This is a genomic window from Flavobacteriales bacterium (assembly GCA_013001705.1).
GTDB lineage: Bacteria > Bacteroidota > Bacteroidia > Flavobacteriales_D > JABDKJ01 > JABDLZ01.
Genome location: JABDLZ010000259.1, coordinates 1 through 19250 on the forward strand (window position 1 = coordinate 1; position 19250 = coordinate 19250).

Sequence of the window (19250 nt, forward strand, 5' to 3'; positions counted from 1 at the left end):
CTATTGAGCGGCTTCCTGTGCATATTCACCGTACATGCCCAAGTGATGAAACCCAGAGAGGTGGATCTGGACCTACAACCCTATAAGGAACTTCCCAGGACCGAGAACAAGGCATTCGACATAGGAGAGAAATTGACCTATAGACTGCACTATGGATTTGTAGATGCTGGAGAGGCTACGGTAGAAGTTCGCCCCACCGAATACAGCCGTCTGGGACGGCCGATGTATCACGTGGTAGGAAAAGGCAGGACACTGGGAGCCTTCAACTGGTTCTTCAAGGTAAGGGACCGCTATGAATCCTACATGGACCAAGAAAGCCTGATGCCATGGAAATTCGTTAGAAGGATCGAAGAAGGCAAGTACAAGAAGAGCCAAGACTATATCTTCCACCATCACCGCGCAGCGGTAGATAATGGTAAAGGGCAGGTATTCGAGATTCCCGTAGGTGCACAGGATATGATATCCGCATTCTACTACGCACGTACACTCGATTTCTCCGATGCTAGACCCGGTGACCAATTCACCATACAGACCTTCATGGATGACGAGGTCTATGATCTGCATATCAAGTACCTCGGTAAAGAAGTCGTCAATCTGAGAAAAGGAAAATTCAGATGCATGAAATTCGTTCCTGTGGTGCAGGAGGGCAGGATCTTCGAAGATTCAGAAGACCTACAGGTATGGATCACCGATGATGACAATAAGATTCCCATCCTGGCAAAGGCCGAAGTACTCGTAGGGTCCATCAAGATGGAGGTCGTGAAGTATGAAGGTCTTTCGCACGCCATCGCCAAGGTGGACGATTGAACCAGTCGTACAAGCCACTTTCCCAGCGTCTAGCGCTAAGGATCAGAATCAACATCACAATCTGAGTAACCTCACTGCGTTGTACTTCAAATCCCTGCCTTCACGTGCGAGATTTGGGATGTATGAGAAAGCAACTATTCTTTTTATCCGCATTTCTACTGGTCTCTATACTGGTGCTTCGATTCACAACCCGGGATGAAGCCATTCCTGAACCAGCTTCCTCTTCTGAAGACCAACTCGAAGACATTACACAAGTTCGCTCCACATTCGGTTTCGATGAACAGAACTACACCATTCTACACGACACCATCCGACAGAATCAGTTCGTAGGGGATATACTATCCCAATACTTGGATTTTCCCAGCATCGACCGACTCTTGACCAACAGTAAGGATCATTTCGACCCACGCTATATACGCGTAGGACGCCCATACCATGTGGTGAGCAGAAAGGACAGCACTTCATCTGGGGTGGCCTTCATCTATGAACATGACCCCATTCGTTACACCGTGCTTCACCTCGAAGACAGCCTCTATGCCAGCACAGGCGAAAAAGAGATAGAGACCCGTGAGGCCATGGCAGAAGGGATTATCGAGTCCAGTCTATACCTCACCTTGACCGACCAAGGCTTGAGTCAGAACCTGGCCCTGGAAATGGCCGATATCTATGCTTGGTCCATCGATTTCTATCGGCTGCAGAAGGGAGACCGATTCAAGGTATTGTACGAGGAGCAGTTCATCGAGGATGAATTCATCGGTATCGGTGAGGTGAAAGCCTGTGTATTCACCCACAAAGACCTGGAATTCAGAGCCTACGCCTACAATCAGAACGGCAAAAGGGATTATTTCGATGAAGAAGGAGAAGGCCTGCGCAAGGCTTTCTTGAAGTCGCCTCTTAAATTCGGAAGAATGACCTCGGGATACTCCAACCGGAGATTCCATCCTGTGCAGCGGAGATTCAAGGCACATCGAGGGACAGACTATGCTGCTCCTCGAGGGACGCCCATACTCGCGACCGGAGACGGTGAAGTGATCAAATCATCCTATACCCGTAACAATGGGAACTTTGTCAAGATCAGACACAACAGCACTTACACCACCCAATATCTCCACATGAGCAAGAGAGCCGTGGAGAGAGGACAGCAGGTCGTGCAAGGGGAAGTGATCGGATACGTGGGAAGCACCGGTCTGGCCACCGGTCCGCATGTGTGTTATAGATTTTGGAAGAACGGCAAACAGGTGGACCATCGCAGAGAAGAATTTCCCAGTTCCGACCCGATACTTCCTGAGAATATGGACTCCTTCCAGCAGGTCAGAGATTCATTGGATCAGCAGCTTTCGCTCGGCCCAGAGGTCGTAGCTTTGATTCCATGAGTGCGATACAGAACTCTCTCTTCATCTTATTCCTCACATGCTGCTTCCTCATCCCGACCCAGGAATCCCATGCCCAGAGTTATGGAGCAAGCCTTGGGCTGCGACTGGGAAACAGTGCATATAGTCGCACCGTTGGATTGACCGGTCAGTATAGAATCGCCCGATTTGTGACCTTGGAAGGAATCATCCAGAGTGACTTCAAGTACAACACGACCGCTCATCTCATGCTCGAGCGACATAGACGCATCCTCACCAAGCGACTCAATTTCTACGTAGGATCCGGATTGTCCATCGGAGAAGAGCAGAGCGAGATGAAGAATCCGGATACCCAGACCATCACATATACCTATGGCAACCCTACACTAGGAGTCGACCTACTTTTTGGCGCTGAGACCACTCTATTGGGATACAATGTCTCTATCGACTATAAACCCAATTTCAACATCACTGGGCGTACACCGTGGTATAGCGGTCAGGTGGGTGTGTCCCTGAGACAAGTCGTCATCAAGGGAGCCGAACAGAACAAGCGTCAACGTCAAAGGGCAAAGGCCAAGCGCAAGAAAGAACGTGAGAAGGAGCGCGAAGAACGTCAAGAGGAACCCTGGCTTGGAGACTGGTTCCAGCGCACGTTCAAGAAGGATAAATAATCACTCCCTGTAGTAGTCCTCGTCATCCACAGCCCGGTGTCTGATCCATACCGGAGAGTCCTTATACTCAGAGAATCTGCGTTTGACATGGACCAAGAAATCATATTGGGAACTGTTCTTCAAGAAGTACTCTGACACATTGCAGAAGTCGATGAAATCATCGAATTCATCATCTTCCAGTTGGATGATATCATAGTCCACATATTTCTGGAATAGTTCCTTGAGTAATTCGCGCATCCGATCCTGATTGCGCAGCTCGGCCACCAAACGTTTTGAGCGTTCACGTCTGCTGAAAGATTGATAGAGAAAAGTGATGGGACTCTGAAGGGCATTGATACCCGATAATTGATAATCCTCGCGGTTGTATCCCAATTCTTCGATATCCTCTTTGATCTCTTCTAATTCCCGTTCTGGGATGACATCCACTGGAGGCAGGGTGACCACCAACTTCTCCATGTAGAAGGTCTTGGAGAGGACCGTCCCTTCGTAATCTGCAGGAATGGCAAAGGAAATGGTCTCATAGCCTATTGCTCCTACCAATAGGGTATCCCCTTTCTCTAAATTCATCACAAACTCCCCGTCCCCATTACCGAAAGTACCACTGCCTGAATTCTTGTCTACCGCCATCATCGTGGATAGTCCCACACCGTCTGTAGCATCTACCACCTTACCCTTCACCTTGACATATTCCGTCTGGGCAGAAAGTGTAAGAGATGTAGAAAGGCCGATAAGAACTAGAAATCTCAATCCCATAATACCGCTATTGAACGCTCAAAAGATATGCCAATTGCCTGAGACCCCTTGAACTGGAGAATGGCAAGCATCATAGACCCACTTTGTATATTCGCGGCCATGTGGAGAACAGCATTATTCAGCATCTTGATCCTGCTTGTCGCCTGTAAGAGCGAGCAGCAGGTAAGCACCCTGACCGGTGGCAAGGAACAATTGAAGAAGGACATCACGTATCTGGCCAGCGATGAGCTTGAAGGTCGGGATACCGGGACAAAAGGAGAAGCCTTAGCGGCACAGTATATCGCGGATCGATTCAAGGCATTGGGCTTGACACCTGCCGGGGATGAGGGCACTTTCTACCAGACCTTTGAATTCACTGGATCACCCAAACTTTCTCAAGAGAACCGTTTAGTGATAGATGGTCGGGAAATAGCAGATAGCCTCTATTATCCATTGAATTTCTCAGGTAGCACAGCCTTCAGCGGCCCGGCCGTAGATGTGGGATATGGCATCGTAGCTCCTGATATGAACTATGATGATTACACGGGCAAAGAAGTGCGTGATAAGATCGTTACCATGAAGATCTCATCACCAGATGGCATCCATCCACACTCGGCCTATATTACGTATCACGACCTACGCCAGCGAACTGAGACCGCTATGCTTCGCGGTGCCAAAGCCGTCATCTTGTATAATGACGATCCAACAGCTCAAGCACCCAGTAAGACCTTGACCGAGAATGTCAATGAACTGGAAATCCCTGTTCTCTTCTTGAATGAAGACCCACAGGGTGCACAAGCGATAGAAGTAGATTTCACTATCGAGCGACCCAAACTTCAAGGGAAGAATGTACTTGCGCTCCTCGATAATGGAAAGGAACGCACCTTCATTATCGGAGCGCACTATGACCACCTAGGACACGGAGGTGGAGGAAGTCTTCATCGGGGAAAGCCTGAGATCCACAACGGTGCAGATGACAATGCCAGTGGTGTGGCCGCCATGCTCGAGCTGGCCCGTATTCTGAAAGGTAAAGAACTCGACCACAATGTCCTTTTTCTGGGATTCAGTGGAGAAGAACGTGGGCTACTTGGAAGCAATTTCTTCGTGAAGAATCCTACCATGAATCTCGAAGAGGTGAACTACATGCTCAATATGGATATGGTCGGGAGGTTGAGCGAAAAACGCAACAAGGTCATCATCAATGGTGTGGGGACTTCCCCTGCCTGGGATTTCATCGATAGCACCTTGGTCGTTGAAGGTCTGGAGGCCAAGACCACCGAGGCCGGTACCGGACCATCCGATCATATGAGTTTCTACTTGAATGATGTGCCCGTATTGCATTTCTTCAGTGGCACCCACGAGGACTATCACAAACCCTCTGATGACGAACACCTCATCAACTATGACGGGATAGAAGATATCATCGCCTATATGGAACACATCATCTATGAAGTGGATGATGATGGGGAATTGGAATTCACCCAGACCAAGGAAGAGAAGAAGGAAGCCGCCCGCTTCAAAGTCACATTGGGAGTCATTCCGGATTATCTATATGAAGAGAAAGGAATGCGTATCGATGGGGTGACCGAAGGTCGCCCAGGTCAGAAGGCGGGAATCCAAAAAGGAGATGTCATCATACGAATGGGACAGAAGGAAATAGGTGACATCTACGCCTATATGGAAGGACTCTCCACCTTCGAGACGGGAGAGACCACTACCTTAGTGGTACTCCGGGATGGCACAGAGGTCAGCTTGGAGGTCACATTCGACTGATGGAGGACAATCCCAGCATAGGTGTTATTGGCAGTGGTAGTTGGGCCACGGCCTTGGTCAAGATGCTCCAGAACAACCTCGATGAGATCCATTGGTTGGTCCGATCTGAAGAGCAGAAAGAACACATTCAGAAGTACGGTCACAACCCCAGATACCTCCCTAGCGCTGATCTGGAACCGGACAAGTTACGGATGGACACCGATATACATCGGGTCATCGCCACCTCGGATATCCTCATCATGGTGGTGCCTTCGACCTACATCTACAGTGTATTCAGGGAGGTGGATAAGCAAGAATTGGAAGGTAAGATCATCTTCTCATCGGTCAAAGGGATGGTCTCTGAATTCGATATGGTCCCGGCAAAATTCTTCCACAAGCGATTCGACATACCATATAAGGATCTCGGTATCATCTGTGGGCCATGTCATGCTGAAGAAGTGGCTATGGAGCGTCTCTCCTATCTGACGGTAGCCTGCAAAAAGAAGAAGAAAGCAGAGTATCTGGCAGAGATGTTGGCTTGCAGATACATCAAGACCCATGTCAGCGATGATGTCATCGGAAGTGAGATAGCTACTGCGATGAAGAACGTCTTTGCCATCGCCAGTGGAGTAGCCCATGGATTGGGCTATGGGGACAATTTCCAGGCAGTGCTCGTATCCAACGCGATACGAGAGATGGAAGAATTCCTGGATGAGGTGAAATCCATCCACCGGGATGTGAAATCAAGCGCCTATCTCGGAGACCTACTGGTCACGGCCTATTCCAATTTCAGCCGCAATCGCAATTTCGGTCACATGATCGGCAAAGGCTACAATGTGCGCACGGCCATGATGGAGATGAATATGGTGGCCGAAGGCTACTATGCTGTGAAGAGCCTGATAGCAATGAATGAGAAGTACGAGTGTGAGATTCCGATCACCAAAGCAGTCTATCGCATACTATACGAGAAGAATGCTCCTAAACTGGAGTTCTATCTCCTTGCTGATAAGTTGACTTAAGAGATTCTCGATCATGGCTTTTGATGAACAACTCGGAAATCGGCTCAGAGACATGCTCTCACCTCTCGATAGCGTCACCGAGAAGAAGATGTTCGGTGGCCTGTGCTTTCTGTACAAAGGGAAGATGGTCTGCGGGGTGGTCAAGGATGATCTCGTATTCCGTATCCAATCTCCGTACTATGAGAGTGTGTTGACCGAAGTCCACATGCGACCCATGGATTTCACAGGTAAGGTGATGAAGGAATTCATATTCGCTGCACCTCAGGCATTTGCTGACGAGCAGTCCTTGAATCGTCTAGTGGAGTATGGATTGCAACATGCTCGAAGCAAGCTGACAAAATAGGACTAAGGCATGCTTATTGCGGCTATTTTTGCACTATGAAACTGATACTCATTGCCATAGGATTGGTCGGACTGGCCTTTGCCGGAATCGCTATCAAACTCTTAGTAAAGAAGGATGGTGAATTCGCGGGAACATGTGCGAGTAACAGCCCATTTCTGAATAAGGAAGGAGAAGCCTGCTCTTTCTGTGGCGCCATGCCAGATGAGCAGTGCAAGAAAGAGGACTAGATCTCAATTTAAATGGGGGTCAGAATGGCTGAAGATGCCACTCGATCCTAGTCCGCATTCACATCCGAGAACCTTCCTGTCCCCTTCATTCGATTCTCCCCATTCTCATCATAAATGAATAGGACCTCCATGCTCTCACCCAGACCTTTGTTCAACATGGCCAAAGACTCTTCCACTCCCATGACCAGAAAGGCCGTGGCATAGGCATCTGCTTCCATAGCCGTAGGGGCAATGACCGTCACACTGAGTAGACTATGATTCACCGGATAGCCACTGCGAGGGTCTATGCAGTGCGAGAAACGTTTTCCATCCCGCTCTTGATACTTGCGATAGCTGCCTGAGGTAGCAATAGACTCGTCATGAAGTTCCAATTTCTTGAGGATCTCCCGTTCTCCTTCTTGAGGTTTCTCGATTCCGATGGACCATGGACTTCCATCCAACTTCTGACCTTTGACCAACACTTCGCCCCCCAGTTCTATCATATAGTTCTGAATGCCTTCTTCTTCCAATAGCGCCCCTAGTGCATCTACGGAGTAGCCCTGAGCAATCCCATTGAAATCGACCTGTGTCTCAGCAGGCTTGACCAGTGCGATCTCCGGACCGATTGCAGCGATATGCATCTTCCATTCACCTATGTGATGATGAGCAAGAAGGGATTCCACTGAAGGAATGGTATCCGCATCAGGTGGAATCGCACCGAAGCCCCATACTTTGACCAGGGGATATACCGTAGGGTCGAATGCACCTTTGGTCCGCCTGAATACCTCATAAGAACTTTTGAATACAGGAATGAAATGCACGTCCTTGGAGGGAATCTGTAACAAGGAATCTCCGCTGTTGTTTATTTCACTGATGAATGAGTCTTCTCGCCAGAGATTCATGCTCAGATCGATCTCTTCCAGCACTCGGGAGACCTCTTCGCTCAGGTCAGGAGCAGATTCTCCGTGATACTTGATACTGAAGGTAGTCCCTTGAGCCTTACCTGTGAGTTGTGTCATCTCATCGCGAGGTGCACAGGCCACCATCAATAAGAGGAAAGAAAAACAGAAGAAAGCTGTTCGGTTCATTTGGTCGTTTGTCCGCCACCCATCTGGGCATATACTTCGTTATTGGCCTCCCACAGCTCGATCTTATTGCCTTCAGGATCCATGATATGGACGAATTTTCCGTACTCATACTCCTCTATCTCATCACATATCTCTACCCCTTCTTCTTTGAGGACTTCTACTAGACCTGCAAGATCCTCTACCCGATAGTTGACCATGAAGTCTGCCTTGCCGGGCTCCATGTACTTGCTATCGGAACTGAAGGTGCTCCACTGAAGGAAATTGGCTTCCTCGGGATTCTCTGCATTTCGAAATTCGAAGGTGCTTCCGTAGTCATTGGTCACCAATCCGAGGTGCTTACCATACCATTCCCTGGTCTTGTCGGGATCCTTGCATTTGAAGAATATCCCACCGATACCGATCACTCGCTTTTTCATCTTATCTGAATAATAGTCGTAATACTTTCATCTTCCATGCACGGTAAGGTACGTACCGGATAGGCACATCGATCCACGTACCTGTCTTCAAGATACTTTTCTTATGTGAGAAGGTGTCAAAGCCCTTCTTCCCATGATAGTGCCCTAATCCGCTCGTTCCGATTCCTCCAAAAGGAACATAGGGGTTGGATATCTGGATCAAACAATTATTGATACACCCTCCTCCGAATGGAACCGACTGCATCAATTCCTCCTGCTTCTTCCTATCCTTGGAAAAGAGATAGAAGGCTAAAGGAAAGGGGTTCTGTCCCAACTTCTCTTGCAGATCTGCCTCATCCGTATAGGCGATCACCGGAAGGATAGGTCCGAATATCTCCTCTTGCATCAATGCGCTATCCATGCCAGGCTCATCCACGATACATAGCCCCAATTTGAGATCATCTGCATCTACCAGACCGCCTGATATCTCTTCCTGACCGTCCAAGTAACTCAACAAGGTCTCGAATCGCTTCAAGTTGATGATACGGGAGAACCCATCCAGCCCTCCATACTTCTCCATCACCTCATCGGCCTCTAGCTCCAATCGTCTCAACAATGGGGTCTTTACCTCATGATGGACAAATACATGATCAGGAGCGATGCAGGTCTGCCCAGCATTGAAGGCCTTTCCCCAGATAATCCGTTTGGCAGTAACCTTCAGATCAGCGGTGGAATCAACGATAGCCGGGCTCTTACCCCCGAGTTCCAAGGTCACCGGAATGAGTTTTTCGGCCGCAGCAGCCATGATCAAATGACCTACCCGTGTACTGCCCGTGAAGAAGATATGGTCGAAACGGAAATTCCCTGTGATCAGATTCGGAATAATATCCGTGTCATCGATACGAATGGTGTCTATGTACCGCTCATCGAAGTGTTTGGATATCATCTGATCCACAATCTCGGAGGTATGCGGAGTTTGAGAGGGTAATTTCAGAACGGCCGTGTTGCCTGCTGCCATGGCCCCCAATAAAGGGTCAAGGATGAGCATAAAGGGATAGTTCCACGGTGCCAGAATGAGCACCTGTCCCTTGGGGACCGAATAGACCTTGCTCCGTGTAGGGAAATGGGCAATGGAAGTTGGCTCACGTTCAACGGCCATCCAATCTTTCAGATAGCGTAAGGTGTGCCGGATCTCATTGTACATATACCCCACCTCGCTGCCATAAGCCTCGAACTCGGGTTTGCCTAGATCCTGTTTCAATGCCTCTAGGATCTGGGGCTCATATTCCTTGATGGCCGAGTGCAACTTCTTGATCTGTGCTTTTCTGAATCGATACGGCCGTGTAGCCCCACTGCGGAAGAATTCCCGCTGAGCATGATAGACATCTTGAATATGGGCTACGCTTGTTGCCATGGAAAGGGTAATAATACTAAAACCTCATTCCAGAATAATCAGTGATCAGCTTTTGACCAATAGCTTGAATCCCTGGCCATGCACATTGACGATCTCTATGGCCGGGTCGGGACGGAGGTGTTTACGGAGTTTTGTGATGTAGACATCCATACTGCGACCGTTGTGATAGGTATCATCTCCCCAGACCATGTTCAATGCGGTCGAACGATCCAATATGTCGTTCTTCTTCTTACAGAGAAGATGAAGCAACTGGCTCTCTTTAGTGGTCAATTTATCTTCTTCTCCATCCAAAAGGAGCATCTGCCGCTGCGGGTCGAATGTGAACAACCCGATCTGAATGGGACCTTCATCCTTCTCCTCTTCCCCATTGTTTGTGCGTTTCAATATCGCCTGCATTCGTAAGAGAAGCTCTTCCATGGAAAAGGGCTTGGTCATGTAATCATCGGCTCCCACCTTGAATCCATGTAGGGTATCCTCCTTCATCGTTTTGGCAGTCAGGAAGAGAATGGGCACTTCTTGATCGATGCTGCGGATGTCCTTGGCCAGTGTGAACCCATCCTTCTTAGGCATCATCACGTCTAAGATGATGAAGTCATAGTCCTTCTTGCGGAAGTGATCGAATCCTTGTTGACCATCGGTCGCATGATCCACTCGATATCCCTTGACCTGTAGGTACTCATGTAGGAGTGTCCCTAGATTGGGATCATCCTCTACCAGCAGTATATGTCGGTCATTCTTCATCTACGGGAAGATATATATCGAATCGGCTTCCTGATCCGGGCTCACTGTGCACCTCGATGTGACCGCAATGCTTATCTACGACTGCTTTTACATAACTGAGTCCGAGACCGAATCCTTTGACATCGTGGGTATTCCCGGTAGGGACCCGATACAGTTTATCAAATATGCGCTTGAGGTGCTCCTTAGAGATACCCACTCCTTTATCGCTGACACTCAGCCGTATGAACTCTCCTTCTTTGGCCGTTTGAATGTGAATATCCGGATCTTCTGGACTGTATTTCATCGCGTTATCCAACAGATTACCGATGATATTCTGAACATGTACCTCATCTGCCCACAGACCATCTTCTATGGCCTTCAATTCCAAAGTGATACTTCCCTGACGCTTGTTCAGTGCCAGTCGGATATGATCGACTGCTTCTTGGATGAGCCCGTGTAGATGGATATGTTCTTTCTTCAATCTCAATTCTCCGCGATCTACGATGGCCGTCTGTAGCACACTTTCTACCAAGGTCCCCAATCGTCTGTTCTCATCGCGTATCATCCCCACATAGCGATCGGTACTTCCTTGAATGCTACGCATATCCGGATCGCTCAAGGCCTCACAGGCAAGTGCGATGGTCGACACGGGAGTCTTGAGCTCATGGGTCATATTATTGATGAAATCGTTCTTGATCTCCGATACCCGTTTCTGTCTGAGGATGATATACACTGTGAAGGCAAAGGCGGCCATGATGATGATCATGAGTCCAGCAGATGAGAAGAGCAAGGGCCTGAGTGTGGTCATCACATAGCTGCGCTCTGATGGGAATCCGATGTGTAGATACAGCGGGTCGCTCATCAGCTGGTTGGGGTTGATCCGCACCCGGTAATCCGACTTGCTCAGAGAGACCAAGGGTTTCATGTCAGATGCCCTGTCGAACAATACGGGTTGCCCAAAAGCATTGAATACCGCAAAGTCCACATCGGTATCTATTCCGAATCCATGGAAGATGCGATGGATGATACTATCCATCTCTGTAAAATCCATCCGCTCATCGAAGGGCCGCATGCGTTGCATGTCGAAAACCCCACTGATCATATCCTCTATCCAGAAGGGGTCCATCACAGAGCCGAGCCCGGATTCGAAATCGACTTCTGAGATCAATTCTCGCTCCTCACCCAGATCAGTGTAGGCCGTGTAACTCATCTGGAGTGTTCCTTCATCGGTCAGGATGACTGTATCTTTTACGTAGTACCCATTATCTCGGGTCCAGCCAGAGGCCATCACTCTCTGGATGCTGTCCAGTCGGTGCAGCGCTTTTCTACTCTGTCGATTGGATAGAATACGCTCTTTGGTCTCGAAGCGCTGTACTTCTTCACTCACTTCGTTGAGCGCCATATTCACGCTATAGCTGAACTGTGCTTCTTTGAGCTTGACGGTATTCTGAAAAAGATAGTATTGGATGGCTCCCACACCCACCAGAGCCAGGGCCATGAGACCCACTACAGAGTATATCCAGCTTCTTTTCATCTACCGATACAAAAGTAGCGTGGACTGAAGGGTGGGATTGTGTGCTTAACGTTTTTTAACAGCCTAGATTCCCAGGTGTTCTCTCACATTAGGTAGCGCGATCTTGAACCACTCCGTATAGCGCATTGGATCATCGGCCAGTTCTTGATCCAGATCGCCCATGGAGATATAGCGATAGTCCATTACCTCCTCTGCTTCAGGTATGATCTCTCCCTCATAGACACCGGTGAATACATGATCCAACTCGTGCTCAGTGAGACCTTGATCCAATTCGGCCTTGTAGATGAAATGGAAGCGATGTTCCAGCTCGCAATCAAAGCCCATCTCTTCCTGTAGTCTGCGGTGAGCTGCCTCCATGGCGGTCTCCCCATCACGTGGATGGCTACAGCAGGTATTGGTCCAGAGACCTCCAGAGTGGTATTTGCTCAAGGCCCTGCGATGAATGAGCATCCGACCTCGGCTATCGAAGATAAATACGGAAAACGCTCGATGTAAGAGTGCTTTTTCATGAGCCTCCATCTTCTCCATCAGTCCGATGGGCCTATCATCCGTATCTACCAGTACTACGTTTTCCATAGGGCGACAAAGGTATGACAAGCAAATACCTGATACGCTTTACGATCACAGGTCTTAATTTAAGCCCGTGGAACTCGAAGACAAGATATCTACCCTCCCCAATCGACCGGGCATCTATCAATTCAAGAATGCGGATGGCGATATCATCTATGTGGGCAAGGCCAAGAAGCTTCGCAATCGCGTGCGCTCCTATTTCAATAAGGACAAGGCCAAGAACGGAAAGACCCGTATGCTGGTGCGGCATATAGAGGATCTGGAGTACATGGAGGTGAGTTCGGAGCAGGATGCCTTCTTGCTGGAGAATAACCTGATCAAGCGCTACAAGCCCAAGTACAACATCCAACTGAAGGATGATAAGACATTCCCCTGGCTCTGCATCAAGAAGGAGCCCTTTCCACGAATTTTCTCAACGCGCAACAAGGTAGATGATGGATCGGAATACTTCGGCCCATATGCATCGGTCAAACTGATCAAGACGCTCCTCTCACTGGCCACTAAACTCTATCCTTTGCGCACATGCAATTACAATCTCACGCAGAAGAATATCGAGGCCGGAAAGTTCAAGGTCTGTCTGGAGTATCATATCGGGAACTGTCTGGGTCCGTGTGAAGGGTTTCAGACCGAGGAGGATTATATGCAAGGCATTCAGACCATACGACAGATCATCAAAGGGAACACACGAGAGGTGATCGCTTCGCTTGAGGAGCGTATGGCCCAGTACGCAGCTGAGTTGGATTTCGAGCGTGCTCAACTTCTCAAGGAGAAACTCGATATGGTGCAGAAATACCAGAGTGGCTCTGCGGTAGTAAGTAGCCATGTTCAAGATGCCGAGGTCTACTACTTGAGAAAGGAGATGAAAAAGTACTATGTGGGATTCGTCAAGGTGATCGATGGGGCCATCGTACAAGGTCACGTGCAGGAGATGAGCAGCGGTATAGCCGATGACGAGAGCGAGATACTCACCTATGCCATCCGCAATATCCGCGAGGAAACAGGCTCATCCAGTGTGGAGATCATCAGTCCGGTGGAACTGCCTGAGCTAGATGAAGAGGTTCAGGTGACCGTCCCTCAGCGCGGTGAGCGTAAACAGTTGTTGGATCTATGCGAACGCAATGTGAAGTACTACCTGCTCGAAAAACGCAAGCAGTCCCGACTGGTGGACCCCGAGCAACATTACTCCCGTATCCTGACACAGGTCAAAGAGGATCTCCGACTCAATGAACTCCCTGTTCATATCGAGTGTTTCGATAATTCCAATATCCAAGGCACCCACCCTACATCGGCCTGTGTGGTCTTTAAGAATGGAAAGCCCAGCAAGAAGGACTACCGACATTTCAATATCAAGACCGTAGAAGGTCCTGATGATTTCGCCTCTATGCGAGAAGTGATACATAGGCGATACAGTCGACTGCTAAAAGACGGTGAATCCCTACCTCAGCTGGTGATCATAGATGGTGGCAAGGGTCAATTGAGCTCGGCCATGCGAAGTGTGGATGAATTGGGTATACGTGGGAAAATGACCGTGATCGGTATTGCAAAACGATTAGAAGAGATCTATTACCCGGGAGACTCGATACCCGTGTATATCGATAAGAAAAGTGAATCCCTTAAATTGATCCAACACCTGCGGAATGAGGCTCACCGATTCAGCCTGGCCCATCACAGGAATCGGAGGAGTAAAAGCGCAATAGGAACCGAACTCACTGAAATACAAGGCATTGGAAAGGGTACCGCTCAAAATTTGCTCAAACATTTCGGTTCGGTCAAGAATATCAGAGAGGCCAATGAAGAACAGCTCACTCAGGTAGTAGGGGCCAATAAGGCCAAGATCATCTTCCAGTACTTTCAGGTGCAATGACCGGAGCTTCTCCTCCCTTCATGACCAGTGCACGATGGGGATAGGGAATCTCGATGCCTTCCTTCTCGAATCGTTTTTTGACCTGATGGAGAAGATCACATTTCATTACAAATGCATCATCCACATTTGCCGCCCATACCTGCGCTCTCAAGTTGATGGAAGAGTCCTCCCAAGAGACCACTCTCACCACTACCGGTGGGTGTCCTAATTCCAGCTCTTCGGGAGAGCGTCTATCCATACTCAGTGGATGAGCGATTGCAACTTCCTGAATGCACCGTATCGCTCGATCGATATCCGACTCATAGCTGATGCCGAAAAAGACCTGCTGTCGGATGGTCTCATCCATGATATTGCTATTGATGATCGTTTCATCGCTGATGATGCTATTGGGGATGATCACCCTTCGATTCTCATAATCCCGAATCACGGTATGTCTGAGGGTAATGTCCTCGATCAAGCCTACTCTTCCACCTACACTTACTGCATCTCCAACTTTGAAGGGCCTGAAAAGGAGGATGAAGATCCCGCTCACTATATTGGCAAAGGCCTTCTGAGATGCAAAACCGATTATAGCTGCCAAGACCCCAGCACCAGCAAAAAGTGCTGTTCCGAGATTGTTTAGAGCAGGAATTTCATAGAAAATGTAGGCAATGGCCAGTGCATAGCAGATAGCCGATGCCGAATTCCGTAAGAACTTGAGCCGGGTGACATCTTCATTCCGTTCTTCCCATCGCTTTTGGATAACGTGGCGAATGGCCCTTCTGGCCAACATAGAGAGTACCGTAGCTATCACTAGCGCGAGCACGGCTTTGATGGCGTACATCATATTGTCACTGATCACCACTTCCTCCATGGTCCTTGATTTTTTTCGAAGCTATGGAATATCCCAGTCCCAAAGCCAGATAATCCGCCTTGGCAAAATGTGTCTTCAGAGAGAGGTCGACCATCCACCGATCCGATATCTGCAAGTATCCACCGAAGCGATGATATAATGGACCTTGACCCTGATAGCCTTCTACCAAGTACAGACCGTTGTTGAAATACAAGCATGCTTTATCGAAGACCAAAGCAATACCCCCGTGTAGCCCCCACTGCAGTACATCCAAGCCAAAGTCGACCTCCAGATCATCATCCAATTCCTGATATCCTGCTTGATTATGGATAAAGTCAGTACCTAAGCTCCAAGCCATCCGAGAACTGAATCGTTTCTGATATCTCAGTCTTATTTCCTGTACCCCGAATATCTCATGGGTGAAGGAGTTGGCCTCTCGCATACCTACACTTGCCAAGAGATGAAGGTCCTTAGAGGTCGACCAAGGCCGATCCATATCCCATTCCACCTTCTCACCTTGCGCGATGCGATACGCTAAGACCATATCCAGCGAGACGAAATTGACTCCAAGATTAGGAAGACGTATCGCTGCATTCGAGGCATGACTCATGGACAATCCTGTCGCAGCCCGCCAATTTCCCCTCTCGATACGGTAGCGAAGAGCCATCACAATACTGTAGTTGATATGACCCCCGATGGCCTTGTTGTAGAAATTCTCCTCGAAATCATAGTGCTCGGTCAAGTAGGCCAGCCCAACTCCCATATGCCATTCCAGACCCGACCGCTCATTGGCGGTAATAGGTAGATCCAGATAGGGATACAGGCTCAAGAAATAGCCCATCTCATCCCGATTTCCAGTATCCATCACAAAGAGACTCAAGCCCCGATGACCTCCGCGATAGTAGTGATGCCAATCCATGGTCCCATCCAGTCCTCTGGAGTAGCTGATACTCAGTGTCTTGGCCGGTCCAGTCCGCAATTGAGGGAGCGAAAGTCGATGGGGTATGAACGCACCTGGAGAGTACCTCACCTCCAACCAAGTATCCTGCTGCCCTTTTGCAAGGAGTGCTACGCAGAGAATACATGCGGTGAGAAGTGATTTCATAGGCGCTGAATTTAGCCTTTTGCCATGGGGTGGATATCTTCGATCTCTTCAATACAGCCCCCGGCATGGACAAGGAAAAAGCAAAAGAGGCATTCGGACGATTACTGGACATCATGGATGAGCTCCGGGCCAAGTGTCCATGGGATATGAAGCAGACCATGGAGAGCCTTCGTCACTTGACAGTAGAGGAGACCTATGAGCTGAACGATGCCATTATCGAGAATGACCTTCCTGAGGTATCCAAAGAACTCGGGGATCTTTTGTTGCACATCGTGTTCTATGCTAAGATAGGGGATGAAAAAGAGGTGTTTGATATCACATCGGTGATCGATGGTATCTGCGAGAAGTTGATCAGCAGACACCCGCATATTTACGGAGATGTAGAGGTAGCTGATGAAGAAGAGGTAAAAGCCAACTGGGAGAAATTGAAACTCAAAGAGGGAAAGAAGAGTGTACTACAAGGCGTGCCCATGTCACTGCCTTCTATGGTCAAGGCCATACGCATACAGGACAAGGCCAGAGGAATTGGTTTTGACTGGGAGCATCGGGGCCAGGTATGGGAGAAGCTTCAAGAAGAACTAGAAGAGTTGAAAGAGGAGGTAGATACTAATTCACCTCGGGTGCCAGAAGAATTCGGAGATGTGCTCTTCTCCATGATCAATTATGCACGATTCCTCGATGTCAATCCCGATGATGCGCTAGAATGCACCAATCGCAAATTCATCAAACGATTTCAGTTCATGGAGGCCGAGATCAGCAAGGATGAAAAAGTCATGTCAGAGATGGCTCTGGCAGAACTGGATGCATATTGGGAACGGAGTAAAACGGAGGCCTAGCGCATCTGTTCTGCGATGAGAATGATACGTGGTGAGGATTCCGGTACGAATGCACCCAGGTCATAATCCCCAAAGGTCTGCGTGATCTGCAGACCTGCTTCTCTGAACAGTTTTTGAAAAGTAGAGAGGTCGATCAATTGTACAGACTCCTTGAATTGGTGGGTCTCATCGCCATCCTTTACCTCGATCTCCTTGATCACACGATCATTCTCCAGGTATTTGGAAGTTCTGAATTGCACCTCCTCCACATCCACGGCCGTGGTACCCCCATCGATCTTCCCCAATGCATCGGGATTGAGATAATCTAAGACCAATTTTCCTTCTTGCGCCAATACCGAGTGGATGGCCCTGAGTACCTTAAGGTTATCCTCCATACTATCGAAGTATCCGAAACTCGTGAATAGATTGAATACACAGGCAAATCCCTTTTCAGGATAGACATTCCGCATGTCCCATTGCTCGAATCGCAGTCCTGGTCGCGCAAAGGTCCGGGCTGCTCTGATACTGTTCTTAGAAAGGTCAAGACCGAGTACTTCGAATCCTGCATCATGCAGGGTAATGGAATGACGTCCACGCCCGCAGGCTAGATCCATGACCTTGTCTCCGGCTCTCAGGTCGAGTACATCTATCAGTCGATGGATGAAGAAGGCAGCCTCATTCTCATCCCTATGCCGATAGAGCAAATGATAGTAGGCTGTATCGAACCAGGTCTTGAACCACTCTTCAGTATGGGGAATATCTGCAGACATGAATTGAGGAAGCAGGAAGATAAAAAAAGCCCCCCGCGTTGAGCGGAGGGCTTTGGAATTATTATGGGTTTGTCGAGGCTTACTCTACAGTGAGCTTCTCAACAAGCATCTGATCGTTCACGTACATGTTGACGAAGTACATACCCTTAGCGAGTTTGTTATCGAAGTCAACGATGAAGTTCGCATTGGAACCTTTGTTCGCGAGCTGCTCGGTGTAGACCACCTTACCTGTGAAGTCAACGACTTCGATCACGATCTTCTGATTCTCATCAGTCAATTCGCTCAGGTTGATAGCGACCTGCTCACCGTTAGATGGGTTCGGATAGATCTCAGCTACGATGTCAGAGCCATCGATCACTTTGATATCCGATACGTCATCCGAAGGAGGAGCAATCGGGCCTACAGCAGTGATATTGATCGGACATACGGAAGAGAATGAACCATTCTGACCTTCAGCCAAGGCACGTACACGTACATCCCAAGATCCACCTTCACTCAAGTCGAGATCGGTCGTATGGAATGCAAGCGAGATACCATTGGTCATCGTGGTCTGGATTCCAGTCGTTTGACCAGAAGTCGGAGTCCACTCCCACTCATATCCAGTAGCTCCATATACATACTCAGCGAGGATGTAGTTCGGATCCGGATAGTTGTAAGTACCACCACAGTATGGGTTCTGAACTTCTGTGTTCTCAGGCTCAGAAGCCATAGCTACCGTACAAATAGGACCTGGAGCTGACCATACGCCATTGACGAAGGACTCTACAGTCACATTGTATACCGCAGAATTATACTGCAGACCTGGGCCACCAAATGGTCCCACATCATAGAGATACACAGAGTAGTTCGGCTCGACTTCCTGGAAAGTTCCACCCGGACCAGTGAAAGTGAATCGATAAGCACTCGCTCCGAATACCGGCACTGCTTGTACTTGATCCTCCAGATACATATCACCGCTTGGCGAGTTACAGTACGCATCCTGAAGCTGTGTCAGCGGGATATCCGCTTGCAGACCGATCACACATTCTGCCTGGAAGTCACTCCAGAATTCAGAGATAGATCCATTTGCACGGACTCTGACCCTGTGCTGTACAGAAACCAGGTATTGCTTACCATACTCTAGGCCTCCAGGCACATCATCCAATTGGATATAAGGAATCACATTCGGCTGTTGGATAGCTACATCCAAGTTACCGTTAGGAGTAACACCATCGCTAGTTTCTTGGAATCTGAATCCATAACCTTCCACCGGTACGTTCTGAGC

19 protein-coding genes and 1 pseudogene are annotated in these 19250 nt (G+C 48.7%); 9 read left to right on the forward strand and 11 right to left on the reverse strand.

Going from position 1 to position 19250, the window contains the following annotated elements; genetic code table 11:
- The 3 genes and pseudogenes from HKN79_10355 to HKN79_10365 all read left to right on the forward strand — a co-directional run.
- Window positions 1–807: DUF3108 domain-containing protein (locus HKN79_10355; GenBank protein ID NNC83968.1), on the forward strand; the 807-nt coding region annotated here is incomplete at its 5' end.
- A 122-nt stretch (window positions 808–929) separates the two neighbouring features.
- Window positions 930–2180: a peptidoglycan DD-metalloendopeptidase family protein gene (locus tag HKN79_10360; GenBank protein NNC83969.1), complete on the forward strand. Its 1251-nt coding sequence runs from the start codon at window positions 930–932 to the stop codon at window positions 2178–2180.
- A 5-nt stretch (window positions 2181–2185) separates the two neighbouring features.
- Window positions 2186–2743: pseudogene (locus tag HKN79_10365) on the forward strand (hypothetical protein).
- 84 nt (window positions 2744–2827) lie between these two features.
- Here the strand turns inward: HKN79_10365 and HKN79_10370 are convergent.
- Window positions 2828–3580 (reverse strand): hypothetical protein, encoded by a 753-nt coding sequence (locus tag HKN79_10370; protein ID NNC83970.1) that lies wholly within the window; start codon window positions 3578–3580, stop codon window positions 2828–2830.
- 60 nt (window positions 3581–3640) lie between these two features.
- Here HKN79_10370 and HKN79_10375 point away from each other — a divergent pair, with 60 nt between their 5' ends.
- The 4 genes from HKN79_10375 to HKN79_10390 are packed head-to-tail and all read left to right on the forward strand — an operon-like array spanning window position 3641 to window position 6900.
- The gene (locus HKN79_10375; protein NNC83971.1) at window positions 3641–5332 is read left to right on the forward strand and encodes a M20/M25/M40 family metallo-hydrolase; all 1692 of its coding nucleotides are present in this window, start codon (window positions 3641–3643) and stop codon (window positions 5330–5332) included.
- On the forward strand, window positions 5332–6330 hold the full coding sequence (locus HKN79_10380) for an NAD(P)H-dependent glycerol-3-phosphate dehydrogenase (protein NNC83972.1): 999 nt from the start codon (window positions 5332–5334) through the stop codon (window positions 6328–6330). The genes HKN79_10375 and HKN79_10380 overlap by 1 nt, the downstream gene beginning before the upstream one ends.
- Before the next feature lie 13 nt (window positions 6331–6343).
- Window positions 6344–6673: a TfoX/Sxy family protein gene (locus tag HKN79_10385; GenBank protein NNC83973.1), complete on the forward strand. Its 330-nt coding sequence runs from the start codon at window positions 6344–6346 to the stop codon at window positions 6671–6673.
- Between the two features lie 35 nt (window positions 6674–6708).
- A complete protein-coding gene (locus HKN79_10390; GenBank protein ID NNC83974.1) occupies window positions 6709–6900 on the forward strand; it encodes a membrane or secreted protein in 192 nt (63 codons plus the stop codon).
- A gap of 47 nt (window positions 6901–6947) precedes the next feature.
- Here the strand turns inward: HKN79_10390 and HKN79_10395 are convergent, their stop codons facing one another.
- From HKN79_10395 to idi, 6 genes are all read right to left on the reverse strand, one after another.
- A complete protein-coding gene (locus HKN79_10395) occupies window positions 6948–7967 on the reverse strand; it encodes an FAD:protein FMN transferase (protein NNC83975.1) in 1020 nt (339 codons plus the stop codon).
- Window positions 7964–8383 (reverse strand): VOC family protein, encoded by a 420-nt coding sequence (locus HKN79_10400; GenBank protein ID NNC83976.1) that lies wholly within the window; start codon window positions 8381–8383, stop codon window positions 7964–7966. Before HKN79_10400 ends, HKN79_10395 begins: the two co-directional genes overlap by 4 nt.
- A gap of 1 nt (window position 8384) precedes the next feature.
- Window positions 8385–9776, reverse strand: a complete 1392-nt coding sequence (locus tag HKN79_10405; GenBank protein NNC83977.1) for an aldehyde dehydrogenase family protein — start codon at window positions 9774–9776, stop codon at window positions 8385–8387.
- A gap of 45 nt (window positions 9777–9821) precedes the next feature.
- Window positions 9822–10517 (reverse strand): response regulator transcription factor, encoded by a 696-nt coding sequence (locus HKN79_10410; GenBank protein ID NNC83978.1) that lies wholly within the window; start codon window positions 10515–10517, stop codon window positions 9822–9824.
- Complete coding sequence (locus HKN79_10415) at window positions 10507–12030, reverse strand: HAMP domain-containing histidine kinase (GenBank protein ID NNC83979.1); 1524 nt, start codon at window positions 12028–12030, stop codon at window positions 10507–10509. The genes HKN79_10410 and HKN79_10415 overlap by 11 nt, the downstream gene beginning before the upstream one ends.
- Before the next feature lie 63 nt (window positions 12031–12093).
- Window positions 12094–12606 carry an isopentenyl-diphosphate Delta-isomerase gene (idi, locus tag HKN79_10420; protein NNC83980.1) on the reverse strand — a complete coding sequence of 171 codons (513 nt, stop codon included), beginning with the start codon at window positions 12604–12606 and terminating at the stop codon, window positions 12094–12096.
- 67 nt (window positions 12607–12673) lie between these two features.
- Between idi and HKN79_10425 the strand changes: the two genes are divergently transcribed.
- The gene (locus tag HKN79_10425; protein ID NNC83981.1) at window positions 12674–14464 is read left to right on the forward strand and encodes an excinuclease ABC subunit C; all 1791 of its coding nucleotides are present in this window, start codon (window positions 12674–12676) and stop codon (window positions 14462–14464) included.
- Here the strand turns inward: HKN79_10425 and HKN79_10430 are convergent.
- Both HKN79_10430 and HKN79_10435 read right to left on the reverse strand, forming a co-directional pair.
- Window positions 14436–15317 carry a mechanosensitive ion channel family protein gene (locus HKN79_10430; GenBank protein NNC83982.1) on the reverse strand — a complete coding sequence of 294 codons (882 nt, stop codon included), beginning with the start codon at window positions 15315–15317 and terminating at the stop codon, window positions 14436–14438. The two genes, HKN79_10425 and HKN79_10430, sit on opposite strands and share 29 nt — an antisense overlap.
- A complete protein-coding gene (locus HKN79_10435) occupies window positions 15295–16401 on the reverse strand; it encodes an acyloxyacyl hydrolase (GenBank protein NNC83983.1) in 1107 nt (368 codons plus the stop codon). Before HKN79_10435 ends, HKN79_10430 begins: the two co-directional genes overlap by 23 nt.
- A 65-nt stretch (window positions 16402–16466) precedes the next feature.
- Between HKN79_10435 and mazG the strand changes: the two genes are divergently transcribed.
- Window positions 16467–17237: a nucleoside triphosphate pyrophosphohydrolase gene (gene mazG, locus HKN79_10440; GenBank protein NNC83984.1), complete on the forward strand. Its 771-nt coding sequence runs from the start codon at window positions 16467–16469 to the stop codon at window positions 17235–17237.
- On the opposite strand, the gene HKN79_10445 is transcribed toward mazG, so the two are convergent.
- Both HKN79_10445 and HKN79_10450 read right to left on the reverse strand, forming a co-directional pair.
- Window positions 17234–17986: a methyltransferase domain-containing protein gene (locus HKN79_10445; GenBank protein ID NNC83985.1), complete on the reverse strand. Its 753-nt coding sequence runs from the start codon at window positions 17984–17986 to the stop codon at window positions 17234–17236. The genes mazG and HKN79_10445 overlap by 4 nt on opposite strands.
- Before the next feature lie 79 nt (window positions 17987–18065).
- On the reverse strand, window positions 18066–19250 hold a 1185-nt coding region (locus tag HKN79_10450), incomplete at its 5' end, for a T9SS type A sorting domain-containing protein (GenBank protein ID NNC83986.1).

What these genes read in the sequence shown, in the direction of transcription:
- HKN79_10385 (NNC83973.1), top strand. Translation starts at nt 6,344, where the DNA reads ATGGCTTTTGATGAACAACTCGGAAATCGGCTCAGAGACATGCTCTCA.
- HKN79_10370 (NNC83970.1), bottom strand. Translation starts at nt 3,580, where the DNA reads ATGGGATTGAGATTTCTAGTTCTTATCGGCCTTTCTACATCTCTTACA.
- HKN79_10400 (NNC83976.1), bottom strand. Translation starts at nt 8,383, where the DNA reads ATGAAAAAGCGAGTGATCGGTATCGGTGGGATATTCTTCAAATGCAAG.
- mazG (NNC83984.1), top strand. Translation starts at nt 16,467, where the DNA reads ATGGACAAGGAAAAAGCAAAAGAGGCATTCGGACGATTACTGGACATC.
- HKN79_10445 (NNC83985.1), bottom strand. Translation starts at nt 17,986, where the DNA reads ATGTCTGCAGATATTCCCCATACTGAAGAGTGGTTCAAGACCTGGTTC.
- HKN79_10405 (NNC83977.1), bottom strand. Translation starts at nt 9,776, where the DNA reads ATGGCAACAAGCGTAGCCCATATTCAAGATGTCTATCATGCTCAGCGG.
- HKN79_10435 (NNC83983.1), bottom strand. Translation starts at nt 16,401, where the DNA reads ATGAAATCACTTCTCACCGCATGTATTCTCTGCGTAGCACTCCTTGCA.
- HKN79_10380 (NNC83972.1), top strand. Translation starts at nt 5,332, where the DNA reads ATGGAGGACAATCCCAGCATAGGTGTTATTGGCAGTGGTAGTTGGGCC.
- HKN79_10375 (NNC83971.1), top strand. Translation starts at nt 3,641, where the DNA reads ATGGCAAGCATCATAGACCCACTTTGTATATTCGCGGCCATGTGGAGA.
- HKN79_10415 (NNC83979.1), bottom strand. Translation starts at nt 12,030, where the DNA reads ATGAAAAGAAGCTGGATATACTCTGTAGTGGGTCTCATGGCCCTGGCT.
- idi (NNC83980.1), bottom strand. Translation starts at nt 12,606, where the DNA reads ATGGAAAACGTAGTACTGGTAGATACGGATGATAGGCCCATCGGACTG.
- HKN79_10395 (NNC83975.1), bottom strand. Translation starts at nt 7,967, where the DNA reads ATGAACCGAACAGCTTTCTTCTGTTTTTCTTTCCTCTTATTGATGGTG.
- HKN79_10360 (NNC83969.1), top strand. Translation starts at nt 930, where the DNA reads ATGAGAAAGCAACTATTCTTTTTATCCGCATTTCTACTGGTCTCTATA.
- HKN79_10390 (NNC83974.1), top strand. Translation starts at nt 6,709, where the DNA reads ATGAAACTGATACTCATTGCCATAGGATTGGTCGGACTGGCCTTTGCC.
- HKN79_10410 (NNC83978.1), bottom strand. Translation starts at nt 10,517, where the DNA reads ATGAAGAATGACCGACATATACTGCTGGTAGAGGATGATCCCAATCTA.
- HKN79_10430 (NNC83982.1), bottom strand. Translation starts at nt 15,317, where the DNA reads ATGGAGGAAGTGGTGATCAGTGACAATATGATGTACGCCATCAAAGCC.